14 protein-coding genes are annotated in these 14,998 nt (G+C 63.3%); 2 read left to right on the forward strand and 12 right to left on the reverse strand.

Features of this window, described 5'->3' with window-relative positions; translation table 11 throughout:
* Nucleotides 1-402: 402 nt before the first annotated feature.
* From LZC95_25915 to LZC95_25955, 9 genes are all read right to left on the reverse strand, one after another.
* Nucleotides 403-3,549 carry an amidohydrolase family protein gene (locus tag LZC95_25915; protein ID WXA89928.1) on the reverse strand — a complete coding sequence of 1,049 codons (3,147 nt, stop codon included), beginning with the start codon at nt 3,547-3,549 and terminating at the stop codon, nt 403-405.
* A gap of 15 nt (nt 3,550-3,564) precedes the next feature.
* A complete protein-coding gene (locus tag LZC95_25920; GenBank protein WXA89929.1) occupies nt 3,565-4,704 on the reverse strand; it encodes an acyl-CoA dehydrogenase family protein in 1,140 nt (379 codons plus the stop codon).
* Nucleotides 4,701-5,174 carry a YbaK/EbsC family protein gene (locus LZC95_25925; GenBank protein WXA89930.1) on the reverse strand — a complete coding sequence of 158 codons (474 nt, stop codon included), beginning with the start codon at nt 5,172-5,174 and terminating at the stop codon, nt 4,701-4,703. Before LZC95_25925 ends, LZC95_25920 begins: the two co-directional genes overlap by 4 nt.
* The gene (locus tag LZC95_25930) at nt 5,171-6,805 is read right to left on the reverse strand and encodes an amino acid adenylation domain-containing protein (GenBank protein ID WXA89931.1); all 1,635 of its coding nucleotides are present in this window, start codon (nt 6,803-6,805) and stop codon (nt 5,171-5,173) included. Before LZC95_25930 ends, LZC95_25925 begins: the two co-directional genes overlap by 4 nt.
* Nucleotides 6,702-7,511 (reverse strand): alpha/beta fold hydrolase, encoded by an 810-nt coding sequence (locus LZC95_25935; GenBank protein ID WXA89932.1) that lies wholly within the window; start codon nt 7,509-7,511, stop codon nt 6,702-6,704. The genes LZC95_25930 and LZC95_25935 overlap by 104 nt, the downstream gene beginning before the upstream one ends.
* 14 nt (nt 7,512-7,525) lie before the next feature.
* Nucleotides 7,526-7,792: an acyl carrier protein gene (locus tag LZC95_25940; GenBank protein ID WXA89933.1), complete on the reverse strand. Its 267-nt coding sequence runs from the start codon at nt 7,790-7,792 to the stop codon at nt 7,526-7,528.
* Nucleotides 7,789-8,751 (reverse strand): chlorinating enzyme, encoded by a 963-nt coding sequence (locus LZC95_25945; protein WXA89934.1) that lies wholly within the window; start codon nt 8,749-8,751, stop codon nt 7,789-7,791. The genes LZC95_25940 and LZC95_25945 overlap by 4 nt, the downstream gene beginning before the upstream one ends.
* 905 nt (nt 8,752-9,656) lie before the next feature.
* Nucleotides 9,657-10,013 carry a hypothetical protein gene (locus LZC95_25950; protein ID WXA89935.1) on the reverse strand — a complete coding sequence of 119 codons (357 nt, stop codon included), beginning with the start codon at nt 10,011-10,013 and terminating at the stop codon, nt 9,657-9,659.
* Nucleotides 10,014-10,098: 85 nt separating this feature from the next.
* The gene (locus tag LZC95_25955) at nt 10,099-10,494 is read right to left on the reverse strand and encodes a VOC family protein (GenBank protein WXA89936.1); all 396 of its coding nucleotides are present in this window, start codon (nt 10,492-10,494) and stop codon (nt 10,099-10,101) included.
* Between the two features lie 83 nt (nt 10,495-10,577).
* Here LZC95_25955 and LZC95_25960 point away from each other — a divergent pair, with 83 nt between their 5' ends.
* The gene (locus LZC95_25960; protein WXA89937.1) at nt 10,578-11,672 is read left to right on the forward strand and encodes an alpha/beta hydrolase; all 1,095 of its coding nucleotides are present in this window, start codon (nt 10,578-10,580) and stop codon (nt 11,670-11,672) included.
* On the opposite strand, the gene LZC95_25965 is transcribed toward LZC95_25960, so the two are convergent.
* The gene (locus tag LZC95_25965) at nt 11,669-12,592 is read right to left on the reverse strand and encodes a LysR family transcriptional regulator (GenBank protein ID WXA89938.1); all 924 of its coding nucleotides are present in this window, start codon (nt 12,590-12,592) and stop codon (nt 11,669-11,671) included. The two genes, LZC95_25960 and LZC95_25965, sit on opposite strands and share 4 nt — an antisense overlap.
* A gap of 86 nt (nt 12,593-12,678) precedes the next feature.
* Between LZC95_25965 and LZC95_25970 the strand changes: the two genes are divergently transcribed.
* Nucleotides 12,679-13,332 (forward strand): glutathione binding-like protein, encoded by a 654-nt coding sequence (locus tag LZC95_25970; GenBank protein ID WXA89939.1) that lies wholly within the window; start codon nt 12,679-12,681, stop codon nt 13,330-13,332.
* On the opposite strand, the gene LZC95_25975 is transcribed toward LZC95_25970, so the two are convergent.
* Both LZC95_25975 and LZC95_25980 read right to left on the reverse strand, forming a co-directional pair.
* Nucleotides 13,322-13,528, reverse strand: a complete 207-nt coding sequence (locus tag LZC95_25975) for a hypothetical protein (protein ID WXA89940.1) — start codon at nt 13,526-13,528, stop codon at nt 13,322-13,324. The genes LZC95_25970 and LZC95_25975 overlap by 11 nt on opposite strands.
* Entirely contained in the window at nt 13,518-14,891 is a 1,374-nt protein-coding gene (locus LZC95_25980) for an OFA family MFS transporter (GenBank protein WXA89941.1), read from the reverse strand. The genes LZC95_25975 and LZC95_25980 overlap by 11 nt, the downstream gene beginning before the upstream one ends.
* Between the last annotated feature and the right edge of the window lie 107 nt (nt 14,892-14,998).

The following is a 14,998-nucleotide window of genomic DNA, read 5'->3' on the forward strand; positions in this document are numbered from 1 at the left end:
GCCCGGCACCTCCAAATTGCCCTTCGAATGGCAATGGGGTCGAGACTCGTTAACGGCATCGATTCAGCGCGCCGACGGGATACGTCCCGAATACGGATCAGACGTTATCCTTCGTATTTACCGCTCTAGGACGATGCAGTCCGCACGCCGCAGCGACAAGTTTAAGCGCGTTAAATTAACGCGCGTAAATTGGCCTTAACGGCGCGACCGGCCGGTTGCCGCATTGGCCGATAATAGCCAATTGCCACAATGATATTGTCGATGATTATGACCCCAACGCGCTATTCAATCGCGCGCGATTGGAAGGGAGTGGTATTTTCCAGTGCAAGAAGCGCCCGCCGTCTTTCTCGCGGTTGGCGAAAAAGTCGGGGGCGCTTCGAATGAAACGGTGCGGTGGTGCTTCTACAGGTGCTCGTCGTCGAGCATTTGCGAGGGATCGTGCCACCAGTATTTCTCGGCGGCGTGGGCGACCTCGGGAGCCGGCTCGAGTACGCGGTGCTCGCGGCCGGAGGGCGATGACAACGCCGCGGCGCTCGGTCGGAATGGCGCGACGAGATCCTCCACCGTATGAAGCTTTCCGTTCTTCATCACGGATTTCACCTTGGCCAAATCATTGATCTCGACGAGCGGATTGCCGTCGACGATCACCAGATCCGCCACCTTCCCCTTCTCCAAGGTTCCCAGATCGCGCCCGGCGCCGACCACCTCCGCGGTCAGCTTGGTCGCAGTCTGCAAAGCCTGCCACGGCGGAACGCCGCCGACCTTGACCTGCGCCCGCAAGTTCACGTGCAGCGCCGTGGCGACATCGTCGAGCGGGGAATCCGTTCCGGCGACCATGACACCACCGGCCGCCCGGATGCTCTGAACCGTATCCTGCTCCTTTTTCAGCGCCCCGAGAGCCAAGGCCGGATCGGCATTCTGCGCCGCATCCCGCTTCGCACGAAGGGATGCCTGGGCCCATGGCGTGTTCAACGTCAGAAGCCGCGCGTCCTCCACCATGCCGGGGTCGTCCGCGTAGAACGTCGTATTGAAGACGGTGGTCATGCCGAACATGCCGGACTCACGCAAAAGATCGCGCATATCTCGGTAGCTGACGCCCGTCGCCGAACGCGTGTACGGGAATCCGGTGCGCGTCGTGCCGCTCAAGTGCGAGATCGCATCGACCGGGTACGCTTGCAGTGCCGGCATGTAGTGCGACGCCACATAGACACCCATCGTGTCGTGCGCAAAAGTCGTGACCTTGGCCTGATCGATGTGGGGCAAGCGCACGTACGTCTTGATCATGTCGTAATCGAGCGCCTTGGCCCGCGAGAGCTCACGGGCAAGCTGCACGTCGCCCCCGCTCACGGGTCGCATCATGTTGTAGTAAATGCGCTCTCCGTCGATGGCCTCGCCCGTGGGAAAGAACCGCGGACCAATGCGCTGGCCGGATTCGAAGGCCTCCTTGGCCTCGACGGCCCGGTAGGCAGGATCGGCCACGGAATTGAGCGACGTGATCCCGTAAGCGAGCCACAGGCGCCCGAGGCGGTCGCCGTAATACTTGCCATAGAGCAGGTGGTGCGTGTGCGCCTCCCACAGACCGGGAACGATGGTTTGCCCCGAGGCATCGATGCGGGTCACGTGCTCGCCGTCTTTTGCGTCGGCCTGGTGCGGGCGGATATTTGCGATGCGGTTGCCGTCGATCACGATGTCCACGTTGGAGAGGACCGCCGCGCCGCGTCCGTCCCAGAAGCGGCCCGCATGAATCACGGTCCGCCCCTCCGGGATTTCCGGCTGCCAATCGAGGTGCAGCGGGATATCCCGCGGAGCGCCGCCGGTGCGTGCGATCGTGCGGAGCCTGCCGTTCGACAGATACAAGAGCGTTTGCGAGTCGCCGCTCCAGCTCGGCGCATCGGTCGCCTCGTCGTTGATTTGCACGGCCTCGCCGTTGGGGACGCCGTTCGCGTCGACGGGTTTGATCCAGAGCGCGCTCTCCGAGACGAAGGCGACGAACTTTCCATCGGGTGAATACACCGGCCCGTCATCGCCGCGGGTGCTGATGGATCGGAACGGCGACGGCTCCGTGTACGTGAGCGCGCCCGATGCGACGTTCACCGTGAGGATCTGGCTGGTGCCCTCGCGGAAGCGCCGGCTGTAGGGCTTGAGGGCCGCGATGGCCAGGGTTGCACCGCTCGCATGCCAACTCGGCTTCGACGGCGCGAAAATCGGCCCGATCACCTGACGAACATTGCCCGTGGCAATGTCCACCGTGAAGGTGCCCGTCGTCTGATCCTGGAACGCGAGCTTGGTCCCGTCGGGCGACCACGCCGCGCCATACTCGGCGCCCGGCAGTGATGTCACGCGCTGCTCGGCACCGCTCGCGAGGTCGAAGATATAGAGATCTTCCGTACCCGCCTTGTCCGATGAATAGGCGATCTTCTTGCCGTCGGGCGACCAGCTGGGATCTACTTTGAAATAGCGATCGCTCGTGATGGCGCGCGGACGTTCGCCGAGGGTAGAGACCCAAATCTGATTGAGCGCCTGGAAGACGACCTTCTGACCATCGGGCGATAGGCGCGGCCCGGCAATGCCTTTGACCGGGCGCTTTTCCTTGGAGTCGAAGTCGCGCGGTTTGCGGTCGTAGTGGGGCACGACGACGGCATCGAGCTGTGCGCGAAATTCGACGGGGCGGACCGAGCCGGCACCCAAATCGGCAATGCGGATGCCTCCGTCGGCCGTGTACAGAAGCTCGTGATCGCTCAGCCAGTTCGCCTGGAACGGAAAGACGTCCGTGCTCTCGCCAACACGTGTGCCGGCGACCATCAGCGTGACCTGGGCGGCTTGCGGAAGGCCGATGGCGACCGGCGGTGGTGCCAGCTGGGTGTAGGCCACCCTTCCATCGCGGGCCACCGCAGGCGATTCGAGCCGCATGCCCGCAGGCGCGGTGACCAGGGTTCGCCCGGAGGCTCCCAACGCGGACGCCTGAATGGTCGTCCCCGTCGCGCCCGTTCCAACGACGTACGCGAGCTCCGTTCCGCCGGTGAGCCAATCGGGCTCGAACTCGTCGGTGGGCGACGACGTCCAACGCGAGAGCGCGCCGCTCGCGACGTCGACGACCCAAATGTCGTACGTCCCCTCGAAGGCGCGATCCGACGAAAACGCGATGCGCGTTCCGTCGGGCGAAAAACGCGGCTCGCGATCGTCGCCGTGGCCAAAGGTCAATTGCCGAAGGCCGCTTCCATCGGGCCGCATGATCCAGATATGGAATGCGTTGTCGGTGAAGGCTTGAAAGGCGATCCAATCGCCGGCGGGAGACCAGTGCGGTCGCGACGGTTCCAAGAAGGGATCGGTGAGTCGGGTGGCCTCGCCACCGGATCGCGCCACCGACCAGAGCGCGCCGCGGAAGTCGAAGACGATGCGCTGCCCGTCGGGCGAGACCGTCGCGGCAAGGTTGGTGCCCTCGGTCGACGTGACCGAGACCGTTTTTTCCCGCTCGCACGACACCGGGCCAAGAGCCGAAAGCACCAGGCCGAGCGCGGCCAACGAGACTTTACCAACACGCTTTTGCATCGTCCGATATCCCCTTCAGGGCTGATGGCCATTCGTTTCGAAGATCATGTCGCGCATCAATTCGCTCGCGCCCGCGGCAATGGTGCCGGCCATGGCATCGCGGTAGATGCGGGCGGGCGCTGCGCCGGCGAGGTAGCCTCGGGCGCCGTGGTATTGCAGGCACGTTTGCGCCGCCGTCACCGCAAGCTCGGTGGCTTTCAGCTTCACGATGGATGCGGTGCGCGTATCGAGCTCGCCGCGCGCGTGGAGCCATGCGGCGTGGTAAGCATAATGGCGCACCAGCTCGAAATCGGCGTCGTGCTCCGAGAGCCTGTGGCGCACGGCCTGGTTGGCCGCAAGCGGCGCGTCCTTGATCTGATGCTCGCGCACGAACCGATCGAGAAGATCGAGGCAGTGCCCGACGCCACCCACGGCCAAAAGCCCCGCGCACAGCCGCTCGAAGTCGAGCGCGTGCATCAGATGCATGAGCGCCCTTTCCTTCCGCCCGATCAAGCGATTCGCGGGAACGAAAACACCGTCGAACGTAACCTGGCAAACATCGGCGCTGCGGTAGCACGCGAGCGGCATGGGCGAGCGGGTCACGCCGGGGCTCTTGGCGTCGATGAGCAGCAGGCTCGCCCCCGTCAGACCTTTGCCCGCGGGCTTGTCGCCGCTTCGAACGACCGTGACGAAAACGTCGGCCTGGGAACCATTGGTGACATAATGCTTCTCGCCACTGACCCGATAGCCGTCGTCCACGGGCTCGGCACGGGTCTGCAGATGGCGCAGATCCGAACCGGCATGGGCCTCGGTGATGGCCAGGGCCAAAATACGTTCGCCCCGGCGTGCACCCGGCAAATACGCATCGCGTTGCTCGGCCGTGCCGAACAATTCGAGGTACGAAAGCGCCATGTAGGCGTGCACGCCGACGGAGGCGCGAATACCTGCATAGCCCGTGCGCCCGAGCTCCTCGAGCAAAATGGCACTCTCGAGAAACGCGCTGCCCGCATGGCCGAATCCCAAGAGGCCCTCGCGGCCGAGCGCCCGCCAGCCTTCGATGGGAATATGCCCCGACGCCTCCCAGGCCTCTGCGTTCGGCAGGACCACGCGTGCGAGCGCGGCACGCACGCGGGCGCGCACCTCGCGATGTTCGGCGTCGAAGTACGGCGTATTCATTTGACCGAAATGACCGTGTGCTCCGGCAAAATGGCGGTGAGCTTGCCGGGGATCTTGAAGACGGCCTTCGGTGTGCCGGCCGCCGCCCAGGTTTCGTCGAAGGCGAGCAAATCCTCGTCGACGAACAAAGTCACTGGCTCCTTGTGCCCTAGAGGAGGAACGCCACCGATGGCAAAACCGGTGACCCGTTTGACATAATCGGCGTCGGCCTTGCTGATCTTGCCGCCCACGAGCCGCGCGATGGTCTTCTCGTTGACCCGATTGGGGCCGCTCGCGAGCACCATCACCGGCGTGTCGTTCGCCGCATTCCGAAAGACCAGCGATTTCACGATCTGCGCCTTCTCGCAGCCAAGCGCACGCGCCGCGTCGTCGGCGGTGTGCGTGGAATCCGGCAGCTCGAGAACCGTCAAATCGAGACCGAGCTTTTGGAGGATGTCTTGGAATTGCTGCGCACGGGCGCTGATCGTCATGGCGAGGGGGCTCCGGAGGAGGGCTGGACGGGGCTGGCGTGAATGGGCGGGTGATGCACACCGAGAAGCGCTTTGCGATCCACCTTCCCCGTGGCGGAGAGCGGAAGCGATTCGCATAGGTACACACTGCTCGGGATCATGTACCCCGGCAGGCGCTCCTTGAGGAAATCGCGAATCGCCGTGGGGGAGCAGCCTTCGCCCTCCGACACGATGAACGCCAGCAACGCCTTCTCCCCCGCGAGATCTTGGGAAACGGTGACGTAATTCTGTTTGACCGCTGGGTGCTGGCCGAGATGATGCGATATCTCCCCCAGCTCGATGCGGTAGCCGCTGATCTTCACTTGATCATCGGTTCGCCCCTGAAAGACGAGATTGCCGTCTTCGCGGAGGTACGCGCGGTCGCCGGTGCGGTAGAGGCGCTCCACCTCGCCATCGATGTCGTATTCGACGAATCGCTCGTTGGTCACGTCGGGTATTCCCAAGTACCCCGGTGAGAGGCCCGGCCCCGCGATGAGCACCTCGCCAACGTCACCCGGGCCGCAGAGTTTGTCGTCCTGCACGACGTAAACGCGCGTATTCTGAATGGGAAGACCGATGGGAAGCGCGGTCTCGTCCGGCAGGAGCTCGCGAATGGGATAGTACGTCGCGAAGGTCGTGCATTCCGTCGGGCCGTAAACGCTGACGAGTCGTTCGGTACCAAACCGATCCAATCCACGACGAATGTGCTTGAGCGAGTGCGCTTCCCCGCCGGTGAGAACCGTTTCGACGCTCTGAATGGTGCCCGGCGCTTCGTCCATCACCGTGTTGAACAGCGCGGTGGTCAGAAACAAGACGGTGACGCCGTGGGACTGCAACACGTGTTTCAGCTCCGAGAGCCGGACGTACCGCGATGGATAGAGCACGCAGGTGCCGCCATGCAGCAGCGCCCCCCAGATTTCGAAGGTCGCCGCGTCGAAGGTCACCGGGGCCAATTGCAAAAGAACGGTGCGCGCATCGAGCCGGGCGTAGAGCGCGTGGAAGACGAGCCGCGCAATGCTCTGGTGCCGAATGGGCACGCCTTTGGGTTTGCCCGTCGAACCCGAAGTGAAATTGATGTACGCAATGTCGTCGGCCGACACCGGCGTGTCCGGATTCGGGTAATGGTCGCTGGGCTCGGACGGCTCCACCGGCACGAAGTGGCATTCGGGGAAGCGAACGGCCAGCGCACGCGCGCGATCGCTGAGCAGCCAACTGCACCGTGCGGCCTCGAACAGGCTGCGCACGCGCTCGTCCGGCCACGAGGCCTCGAATGGCAAATACGATGCGCCGCACTTCAGAATGGCGACCAGCGCAACGATCAACTCCGGGGAGCGATCGATGCACACCCCCACCGTCTCGCCCCGCTTCAACCCTTCCCGCTGCAGCCGTGCGGCCAAGGCATTGGCCAGCTGATTGAGCTCGCGGTAACGGAGCACGCGATCCCGATGGACGACGGCCACCGCGTCCGCGTGGTCACGGGCACAACGCTCGAAGAGCTCCTTGACGCTGCTATGGTCGGGGTAAGGTACGGTCGTCCGATTGATCCGGCGATGCACCGACAGGGCCTCGCCGTCGAACGTCAGCTTCTCGATTCGTTGCTCCCAAGCGCGCATGAATGACCTCCAGCAGATGCTGGCGATGTGTTTCGAGAAAGAAGTGGCCCCCGGGCATTTCGAGGAGCTCGCACGCCCTCGAGCTGAAGTTCTGCCAGCCGCTCATGCTGGCCCGATCGTCGATCGGGTCCTCGCGGCCGTACATGGCCGTAATGGGAACGTCGACCCCCCTTCCATGCCGATCGTCCCATAGCTCCGCGAGCCGAATTTCGGCGTGCATGACCGGCAAAAAAAGCCGCTTCATGATCTTGTTGTCGAGAATTTCCGATGGTGTGCCCCCCATTTCGCGCACCGCATTCAGAAATCCGCTTTCGGACATTTCATGCATGTACGGGCGGATTTGCGGCGTGTCGGGGCTTCGACAACCGGAGACGAATAGCCCCCGGGTTTGGGCGCCAGGCACCTTCGTGGTCAGATGGGCGAGCTCGTACGCGAGCCTGCCCCCGAAGCTGTGACCGTAAAAGGCGTGGGGCTCGGAAAGATACGGCGCAATGGCGGCGAAGGTGTCCTCCACCACGGCGTTCCAACTCGAGTACGGAGCCTCACGCAAGCGACGGCCACGCCCCGGCAGCCAGACGGCGACGAGCTCCACATCGTCGTCGAATCCGTCGGCCCAAGCCCGGAAAAGCTCCGGGCTTCCCCCGGCATACGGAAAACAAAAGAGGCGGATACGCAGATGGTTCGACGCTTTCTTGAGCGTCATCATCCACTTGTCCTCGATCACGCGTCGCTCGGGGCGCCGGCTCGCGGGGCGTTGCGCAAAATGCACGATGCGATATCGCGAACGGCACTTTGACTGAACAAATCTTCGGGCGGGAGGGCATCTTCGCCGAATTCCTCCTCCACCCTCGCGATGAGTTTCACCGCCGCCAGCGAACTGCCACCGGCCTCGAAAAAGTCACTGTTCGCGTCTTTGATGCGGACTCCGAGGCCCTGGCATACATCGATGACCCATCGCTCGAACTTCTCTTGATTTTCGCTGCTCATCGCAAACCGACCTCCGACCGCGCTTGAAAGCGATATCCGTTGACCGTTTGATCGACGAATCGATTGTGAGTAAATCTATTCACACCCGACGTGAGAACGTTGCCGAACTTCTCGAGGCTGGCCGCCCCGCCGAACTCCTCGAGCGCGTCCGAATAAGGATAAACGCGTACCGAGGTTGGCAAATAACGCGCCGCAAAACCCAGGCGCATCTTGTCGGTGGTGCCCGAGTGTGGGTGCGAAGCGTGCATCAAGGTCGACCAGAAGATGATGAACTGCCCCTTTCGCATCACCTGGGAGACGGCCTTCGATTCGTCGGGACTCCAATTCGGGTCCTTTTGTAGCTGCCGGTAGTCGTAACCAAAGAAGCCGCGTCGGACGCCACCTTTTTCCACGTTGTTGATGGCCTTTTCGTCGTAGACCATCGTTTTCGACTCGTCATAGTTCATCGTCTTGTGCGAGCCGGGAATGAATTGAAGGCAGCCATTTTCCACCGTGGCATCGGTGAAGGCGGCCCAGACGGTGATGGTGCCGCCGAACTCCGCATCTTCCGGCCAAACGATTTGCGGGTGTTTCGACCCCGCTACGTTCGAGAAATTGTCGGCCTGATGCCAATCGGTGCCTTCGTCGCCCGGGTACTTGGGAAAGAATTCCGTGCGCCAGCACAAAGTATCGGGGCCCAGGATGCTCGAGACCCGGTCGACGATTTGGGGTCGGGTGATGTGATGGGCGAGAAAATCTACATCCAAGTGCCGGTCATAGTTGGCCAGATTGGTATTGCCGGAGATGGCCCGATCCTGCCTGTAAATGGCCTTCTTCGTATTGATAAGCTTTGGCCGCAAAGCTTGGAAATGTTTCTCCATTTCCTCTTCGGTGTACAAATCGAATGGGCCAATGTAGCCATCTCGATGGAACTGCGCGAGCGCTTCGGGGCTCAACGCATAGTCGACCGTCTGCTCCATACACGTATCTCCTTTGAGGATTTGGACGTTAAGCAAGTCGAAGTGGCCGGCGATAATGTGCACTGCGCCCCACTGGCGCAACTCGTCGATGGCAAACGCGCGAACTATTTAATTTTTGGAATCCACGGAGACTGCACGTCGAATTCGATTAAAAATTCAACCCGACCTCCACTACGAAGGATCTGGCACTTTAAGAAAAAATGCTCAGCACGACAGTAGTAGGCCGTAGTGTCACGTCAAGAAGATCATTTGAAAATCGCAATGCGATGTTTCTGAAACAACGCATTGGAGACGTTAGTTCCGAATGGAAGAGGTAGTTCCATAGAGCGCGCCGCCAAACGATCCGTGACGCAGTGAGCAAGCAAAGGGGCTCTCGACGGCGATTGTTTCGGGACATATCCATTCGATGTTTCAGCCGATAGTGCCAGGCGAACGTGCTGGCGCATTGGATCCATTCCCGATGATTTGTCCTTTGCTGCCTTGGCAACAGCTGGGACGGCAGTGGAGCCCTAGCCGATGACGACCGTCAGTAAAGTGCGCCGTTTCGGACGGTCGTCGAACGGTCGATCGCCGCAGGCCGGCAAGTCTGCACGGAATGCCAATTGAGCGCACCCCGAGACGATGAAGCCGGCCGCCGCCCGCGACATGGGCGATGTTGATGGAATCGTCCTCGGGGATTCCCGGATGGATAGGGATCGCTCACGGTAATGGCGGCGTCGAGCCCCATAGCCCGAACCGCCAGGGCGAGAAGGGCGATCGTCCGGATGCTATTTGGCTATGGATCCATTCGGATCCGCGGCCTGGACCTCGCGACACAGAAATACAAATGAGCGCGAATACCAAACAGTGTGTTCGGTATTCGGCGCGTCTGACAGGTGCGTTGGCGGCATCTCGTCCAGCGTGCCTTAGAGAAGCTTCTCCTCTTGCTCGTCCCAAATTCGAAGCAGCGCGCCAAGCCCCTCACCGGTGTGGGCGCCCACGACACCGACCTTGGCGTGTACGAGCTGAACGCCCACGATCACGCGCACGAATTCGTCGTCGACACGCAGCCGCGCCAGTTTTTCTTTGTCGCCGGTGATGAGTACGAATCCTTCCAGCTCGCCGCCATGCGGCTCGAGGAGGACGGTTTCGAAGCGCTCGATGGTCTTTTCCGCCTTGAGGCGTTCGAGGTAGCCGAGGGCCTCCCCGAGTACGTTCGCCGCGGCCCGCTCCCGGCCCGCGATGATCGATCCCCAACCCACGAACAACGCACCTTGGCTCATCGCATCACTCCTCGACGTGCCGCGAAAGGCGGCCACTAGACAGTGTCAAGGATAGTGGAGCCGCCATCTTTTTGCAACGCGGTCATCACGGCACGTCGCCATACGGTCGCGTGATGAACTCGATGGCCACGGTACCTCCGGGGTCGAAGACGTAGACGCCGCGTCCCCCGTAGTGATGATTGATCTTCCCTTCGATGCTGCGCATCGGGTCGGCCCAATATCGGATGGATCGCTCTTGGATGCGGCGGAAGATGGCGTCGAACTCCTCGTCGGTCACCAAGAACGCGAGGTGACCGCGGTTGATGGATTCGGGAGGAACCATGGAGTCGAGAAAGTCGATCCCCACGCGGTTCGAGCTGGTGACCTGCGTGAACGGGCCCCAGTCCAGGGGAGCCTCCGCACCCAAGAGCTCACTCAGGAATCGCGCCGAGGCTCGACGGTCGCGGCAGTGCACGATGATGTGATTCAGCTCGTTCGGCATGCACCTTACGTTGTAGGGCGCACGGCGGGGTTGGCGACCTTCGCCGTGGACGGAAGAGCGCGATTTTGATACCGAGTTCATCCATGAAACTGCGCCCCCTTTCCGCCGTTTTGCTCTTCCTCTGCGCGGCCGCGGCGAGCGATGCCCCGGCGCATGCCGCAGGAACGGCGACGGTGCTCGTGCACTACCCCGCCGGTTGGGGGCATCGCATCACCTTGCGCTGCGGCGGCGCTGGGCACGATTGGAACGTGGCCCTCGCAACGACGTGGACGGAAGGCGACGTGTGGCGCGGGAGCGTGGAGGCCTCGTCGACCATCGCCTGCAAGCCGCTCTTCGACGACCAACACTGGGCCATCGGTCCGAATTGGTCCGTCGCCGCCGGCCAGACGATTCACGTGTGGCCGTGGTTCTTCCACGATGCGGGGCGCATCGAGCAAGTTCCCAATTGGCATTCGCAAATTTTGGGAAACGATCGGCGCATCTGGATTTACTACCCGCCGTCGTACAGCGAAAACCCGGGCGAGCGTTATCCCGTGGTGTACATGCACGACGGGCAGAACCTCTTTTACGACGAGGAGGCCTTCGGCGGCGTCTCTTGGAACGTGGGCGGCGCCATGGATCAAGGTACCCGCAACGGCACCATTCACGAGGCCATCGTCGTCGGAATCGACAATACGGCGAACCGCATCGGCGAATACACGCCGGTGCCCGATCCGGATTACGGCGGCGGGGACGCGGCGCGCTACGTGGGGTTCGTCGCGGACGAATTGAAGCGCGCGCTCGATGCGCAACTGCGCACCCTGCCCGATGCGGCGCACACCGCCATCGTGGGCTCGTCGTTGGGCGGATTGGTCTCGCTGTACGCGGGAATGGAGCGCCCGGGCGTGTTCGGCAACGCGGGCGCGCTCTCACCGTCGACGTGGTGGGCGGGCGAATGGCTCATCGGGCGAAGCCAAACGGCGCAGCCCCCGCTCCCTGCGCGCGTCTACATCGACTCGGGCAATGCGGGCAATTCGAACGATGACGTCACCCGCACGGCGCGGCTCGCCGCCATCTGGAAAGCGAAGCCGGGCATCTCCGTGAATTACCTGGTTCAGGACGGCGCGACCCATAGCGAAGTCTATTGGCGGCAGCGCATTCCCGGCGCTTTGGCTTTTCTCCTCGGGCCCCGAGCCTAGCCCGCCAATCGCGCATGGGGCGCGGTGGCCGCAAGCGCCGAGAGTACGCGCTGCGCGGCCGCGCCAATCTCGCGGCGGAAAGCAAGGCGCCATGGGCGAAGGAGCGGGCCCGAGGGCAATCGCTTCACCACCAGGTCTCCCTTGCCCAGGTGCGGGCTCGCGATCCACTCGGAGAGCACCGCGATGCCCAGGCCCGCACGTGTCACATCGATAATCGCTTCCGTAAGCGGGTAGCGCTCGTAGCGCAGGCGAGGCCGCGCGCGGCCGAACACGCGCGTCAGGAACCAATGCGACTCGGCCGCGGGCGTGTTCCCCGTGATGAGCGTGTGCGTCCGCAGATCGGCCACCGTGATGGACTTGCGCGCGGCGAGCGGGTGGGACGCCGACACGATGAACACGATTTCGTCGGCGAACAGCGCCCGCTCCTCCAGCCCCGTGCTGCGCGGCACCGCGGCGGTGGTCAGCAGCGCGAGATCGATCTCCTCCGCCTCCAGCGCCCCGACCGGCGCGTCCGTGTGCTCGATGGCAAGCGTCAGCTCGAGATCCGGCAGGCTCTTTCGCAGGTCGAGCAACGTGGACGGCAGCCAATGGTACGCCGTGTAGCACTCGCACACGAGGCGGAGCCGCATCGGTGCCGTCTCCGGTGCGGACACGCGCTGCTCGAAGTCGCACCACTCGACGAGTAACCGCGCCGCCCCCTCGAGAAAGCGCTCGCCCGCCGGCGTGGGAACCAGCCCGCGGCGCGTGCGCTCGAAGAGGCGCACCCCGAGCTTTTCCTCCGCCGCCAAAAGCGCGCGGCTCACCGCCGATTGCGTGATGTGAAGCTGCGATGCGGCCCGCGCGGTGCTGCCGGTGGAGGCCAGCGCGAGGGCGACCTGGAGATCGCGCACATCGAGGCGGGGCTCTGCAATGAGTTCCATGAATCGAGTCTATTCCAAATATGCGTTGGACGCATCCCTCGGCGACTCCTAGATATTTCGGCGTTCAAACACCACGGAGGACACTCATGAAGCTCTATTTTTCACCGCTCTCCTGCTCGCTGGCGACCCGCATCTCTTTGTACGAGGCCGGCGCGAAGGCCACCTTCGTCGAGGTCGATCCGAAGACGAAGCTCATGGAAGACGGCAAGGACTTCCGCGAGATCAACCCGCTCGGTCTCGTGCCCACGCTGCATGCCGACACGGGCGACGTTCTCACGGAGAACGCGGCCATTCTGCAATACGTGGCGGGCGCGTTGCCCGAAGCGAACCTCGCGCCGGCCGATGCGCTGGGGCGCGCGCGCCTCCAACAGTGGCTCTGTTTCATCGGCACGGAGCTGCACAAGGCGCTGTTCGTGCCGCTGCTCGACAAGAAGGCGCCCGCCGACGCGAAGTCCTACGCACTCGAGAAAGAGGCCTCGCGCATGGGGTACTTGGAAAAGCACCTCACCGGGCGCGAGTTTTTGCTCGACGGATTCAGCGTCGCCGACGCCTACTTGCTCGCCGTGCTCAATTGGACCGCCGTCGTGCCGATCGACCTGGCCAAGTACCCGGCCGTGCAGGCCTACGTCCATCGGCTGCGCGAGCGCCCCAGCATCGCCAAAGCGATCGCGGAGGAGCGCGTTCTCTACGCACGCGAGCTAGCCCGCCACGCCAGTCAGACGAGCCAGGTCACCCCGTAAACAACTTCGCCGCGCGCAGGAGCGTCTCGTAGAAGCCGTACGCCAACGGAATACCGACCAGGAACCACGAGAGCGCGATCTGCACGGCCTGTCCGCGCCTTGCCCGAGCGCGCGCCTCGTCCTCCTGGTCCTCGCGGCCCTCGAGTGAGACGTCGTTCGCGATGACTCGAAACGGCGCCGGGAACTCACTGTTCATTTCGAACCTCTTTCAATCCTTCGTCGAAGCGCGCATCGACGTTGCGCACGAGCCAGTTGGCGATGAACCCGACCGCGAGAACGCCCACCATGACCAAAAACGCCGGCCGATAGGCCTCCGCGGTGAGCGCACCCGGCTTGCCTTCACGCTGCAAGATCGCATTGACGATGAGCGGCCCGGCCACGCCCGCGGCCGACCATGCCGTGAGCAGGCGCCCGTGAATCGCGCCCACTTGGAAGGGCCCGTACAGATCGCGAATGTACGCCGGAATGGTGGCGAACCCTCCACCGTAGAGGGACAGGATCGCCCCCGCAAGAAGCACGAACACCACCGTCGAGTGCGAACCAACCACGGCCAGCAGCGCGTAGAGCACCACGCCGAGGCCCAGGTAAATCGAGTAGATGCGCTTGCGTCCGACGATGTCCGAGGTGGACGACCACAGGAAGCGTCCGGCCATGTTGCAGATGGAGAGCACGCCGACGAAGCCGCCCGCCACCACCGCCGACACACCCGAGCGCGGGCCGGCGCGGAAGAAGTCCTGAATCATCGGCGCCGCCTGCTCCAAGATTCCGATGCCGGCGGTGACGTTGCAGAAGAGCGTCACCCAGAGCATCCAGAACTGCGGGGTGCGGATCGCATTGGCCGCGGAGACGCGCATCCCCGAATCGTGCACTTCGGCTTTCTTGGCTTTCTCGTCGGGCACGCCGCCATCCTTGCTCGGCGACCAATTCGGCGGGGGCAGGCGCACGGTGAAAGCGCCGAACATCATCGCCACGAAGTACGCGACGCCGAGCACGAGAAACGTCTTGGTGACCGCTTCGCCGGAGGCCGCGCCCTTGGCCTCGAAAATCTCCATCAGCTTGACCGACACGGGCGAGGCGATGAGTGCGCCTCCGCCAAAGCCCATGATGGCCATTCCAGTTGCCAGTCCGGGCCGATCGGGAAACCACTTGATGAGGGTGGGCACCGGCGAGATGTAGGCGATGCCGAGGCCGATACCGCCGATGACTCCGTAACCGAGGTAGAGCAGCCAAAGCTGGCGCGTGGCAACTCCGAAGGCGCCGATGCCGAAGCCGGCGCCCCAGCAGCACGCGGCCACGAACATCGATTTACGCGGCCCGTTGCGCTCGACCCAGGTTCCGCCGAACGCGGCCGAGAGGCCCAAGATCACGATAGCGAGGCTGAAGATCCACGCGATGGGCGTGGGGCTCGTTCCGAAGTGAGCCTGCAGCGGGCGCTTGAACACGCTAAAGGCATAAACCTGCCCAATGCTCAAATGAATCGCGAGCGCGGCCGGCGGGATCAACCAGCGGCTGTATCCGGGTTCCGCGATGCTGTGATCGCGGTCCAACCAATCCGTCATGAACCCCCCAGGCCCCTTCCAGAGGCCGCACGTGCGTCGTTGAAGGCTGCGGTTTCCCGGCGAAAATGCCGATTTCCCATCGCAAAACGATGTCCAATCGCCATCTG

Source organism: Sorangiineae bacterium MSr12523, assembly GCA_037157775.1.
Classification (GTDB): Bacteria; Myxococcota_A; Polyangia; order Polyangiales; family Polyangiaceae; genus Pendulispora; species Pendulispora brunnea.

Coding starts and splice junctions, on each gene's coding strand:
- LZC95_25915 (WXA89928.1), bottom strand. CDS start 3,549: ATGCAAAAGCGTGTTGGTAAAGTCTCGTTGGCCGCGCTCGGCCTGGTG.
- LZC95_25920 (WXA89929.1), bottom strand. CDS start 4,704: ATGAATACGCCGTACTTCGACGCCGAACATCGCGAGGTGCGCGCCCGC.
- LZC95_25925 (WXA89930.1), bottom strand. CDS start 5,174: ATGACGATCAGCGCCCGTGCGCAGCAATTCCAAGACATCCTCCAAAAG.
- LZC95_25930 (WXA89931.1), bottom strand. CDS start 6,805: ATGCGCGCTTGGGAGCAACGAATCGAGAAGCTGACGTTCGACGGCGAG.
- LZC95_25935 (WXA89932.1), bottom strand. CDS start 7,511: ATGATGACGCTCAAGAAAGCGTCGAACCATCTGCGTATCCGCCTCTTT.
- LZC95_25940 (WXA89933.1), bottom strand. CDS start 7,792: ATGAGCAGCGAAAATCAAGAGAAGTTCGAGCGATGGGTCATCGATGTA.
- LZC95_25945 (WXA89934.1), bottom strand. CDS start 8,751: ATGGAGCAGACGGTCGACTATGCGTTGAGCCCCGAAGCGCTCGCGCAG.
- LZC95_25950 (WXA89935.1), bottom strand. CDS start 10,013: ATGAGCCAAGGTGCGTTGTTCGTGGGTTGGGGATCGATCATCGCGGGC.
- LZC95_25955 (WXA89936.1), bottom strand. CDS start 10,494: ATGCCGAACGAGCTGAATCACATCATCGTGCACTGCCGCGACCGTCGA.
- LZC95_25960 (WXA89937.1), top strand. CDS start 10,578: ATGAAACTGCGCCCCCTTTCCGCCGTTTTGCTCTTCCTCTGCGCGGCC.
- LZC95_25965 (WXA89938.1), bottom strand. CDS start 12,592: ATGGAACTCATTGCAGAGCCCCGCCTCGATGTGCGCGATCTCCAGGTC.
- LZC95_25970 (WXA89939.1), top strand. CDS start 12,679: ATGAAGCTCTATTTTTCACCGCTCTCCTGCTCGCTGGCGACCCGCATC.
- LZC95_25975 (WXA89940.1), bottom strand. CDS start 13,528: ATGAACAGTGAGTTCCCGGCGCCGTTTCGAGTCATCGCGAACGACGTC.
- LZC95_25980 (WXA89941.1), bottom strand. CDS start 14,891: ATGACGGATTGGTTGGACCGCGATCACAGCATCGCGGAACCCGGATAC.